This window comes from Bacteroidota bacterium (assembly GCA_018831055.1).
Classification (GTDB): Bacteria; Bacteroidota; Bacteroidia; order Bacteroidales; family B18-G4; genus M55B132.
Genome location: JAHJRE010000341.1, coordinates 1 through 2,253, shown reverse-complemented (window position 1 = coordinate 2,253; position 2,253 = coordinate 1). Strand labels below are relative to the sequence as shown.

Below are 2,253 nucleotides of genomic sequence, written 5' to 3'. Positions count from 1 at the left end.
GCCCCGTCGCGGTATTCGTAAAACAGAGCCTCGGCATACGACGCCCATCCTTCGTTGAGCCAGATATCCTGCCATGACTCACAGGTGATCATGTCACCCCACCACTGGTGGGACATTTCGTGCACCACGACCGGCTCCGAGGTGCCGAACGAATCGCCGGTCATGGAGCTCATCGTCTGATGCTCCATCGCGCCGCCCCAAGTGAAGAGCGAGTGACCGTACTTTTCATCGGTAAACGGATACAGGCCGAAAATCTCGGAAAACGCACCCAGGGCGTAAGGCGTGACCGCAAACTTGCCCTGAGTGTAGCTCAGCAACTCCGGATACACCGCTTGAACGATCGGCATCGTATCGAGTCCGCCGTTGTACAGAAACTCGTCATACCACACCGTGTAGGGATAGATGGACAAGGAGAACAAATAGCTCGCCATCGGATACTTTGTCGAATAGTAGAACGTATGCGTGTTGGCGCTGCTCGCAACGGTCGAATCGATCACTCCGTTCGAACCGACATAAAATGACGTGTCGACCTCGATCGCCATCGCGAACGAATCAGCCTTGTCGTCCATCCGGTCCTTACACGCCCACCACGTGCGGGCAAAATACGGTTCGGAAAGAGTCGTCATCAACTTGCGCCCGTAGAGCGTCTCGAACTTAAAAGCCTGGAACCCGCCGGTCAGCGGATGGCCGTGATAATAGAAATCAAACGAAAACTCTTCATCGACGCGATAAGTTGAATCGAGATTGACGGTGACGACGTCGCCGGACCGGCTGAATCCGAGTACTCCGGTCGGAGCCACGACCGAATCGACGGTCATGTTGTAGGCCAAGTCGACCTCGACTGCGGACACGCTCGACTGGGCCGCATCGGCCACGAATTTCACCCGGCCATAGACAATCTGCGTCGTGTCGTTGACACGCATATATATGTCATAAAACCGAACGTCGTAATTGGTTTGGGTGCTGGCGGCCTCGGTGGCAGCCAGGCCGCGATAGAACTCCCGGTCGGCCTGTACCTTTACTTTTGATTCCCAAAGACGCTGATGTATCTGAGAGGCCGGGGCATTGTCCCAGTCTACGGCAGGGTCATCGGTGGCCGTCACCGGAGCCGGACACAAAGCAATGGCCAGCGCAAAAGCTGCCGCTGCCGCGAGCACGGCCGAACGAGTTAGAAGTCTCACGAAGTCCTCCAGTCAATACGCTGCATTTGTTATATTCTTCGGCGAACTCGGCGGTAGGTTCAACCCGGATGGTGAGGAATTCGTGGGGTCGAAACGTCCTTTGTCAAGGTACGAAGATTCGGGACTAAGTCAAGTCATTTAAACGGGTTGCCGTCCGACATACCCCTTCCTCCACGCAAAAAAGCGCCGCGACCTGAGGTCGCGGCGCCATATTCAGCGATGTTAAGAGGCTCTTACTTATACGGATTTCCGCAAGGGATCGGCCCTTGCTGGAACAAGTAGGCCACAAAATAAGTCAAATCCTGGACATCCACCTGTTTGTTGCAGGTCAAATCGCCGACTATACGTGCCGGCCTTGGCTGCGGCCCCGCCTGGAACAAATAATCCACAAGATACACCAAATCCAAGACGTTTACTTCACCGTTCCAGTCGTTATCGCCGTGAAAACGCCACATCTGCAACCGCATCCGGACTTTTCCGGGGCTGTTCGAAGCCGTCGGCGCATAAACATAGAACGAATCAGGGTATTCGCCCAGCGTGAAGCCGGCAGGATCCACACCCATCTCAAATGATGCCGGGTTGATGCCCGATGTGTCTCCGGGATACATCCACGGAATGTTCTCGACTACATACCACGGCATACACCCGCCGAACGCATTACGAATACTCATGCCGACATTCGGCTGCGGTCCCGAACCCTCCTGAGAGGGGATCACGAAGGAATAATTGGAGACCCAGATCTTGGGTTGGGTCGTTCCGGCAATCACCTCATACTTCACATAGACGGTGTCATACTGCACAATTGAATTCTGGGCATAGAATATAAGCGTGTCCCAGTAGACGCCGAGCGGCAGGTCGAGATACTGCGACTGCAGCGTCACACTTGCCGGCGCCGTCCAATTCAGCACCTGGACCGTGAAGTAGTCCGATTCGCCCGTAATCTGGAACGGCATCGGACTGTCGCCGCCGACATTCTGAACGAAGAAACTGGCGATCGGGTTCAGCGCAGTGGCTCCCATCTCACACTCGTACAGAGTCAGGGAAACAGTGTCAGCAGTCACGTACATGTTCG

The 2,253-nt window shown here is 55.1% G+C and carries 2 protein-coding genes; both read right to left on the bottom strand.

The annotated features are described in order from the left end of the window. Positions 1-1,157: hypothetical protein (locus tag KKA81_17635; protein MBU2652753.1), on the bottom strand; the 1,157-nt coding region annotated here is incomplete at its 3' end. A 257-nt stretch (positions 1,158-1,414) separates the two neighbouring features. Further along, on the bottom strand, positions 1,415-2,253 hold an 839-nt coding region (locus KKA81_17630), incomplete at its 5' end, for a hypothetical protein (protein ID MBU2652752.1).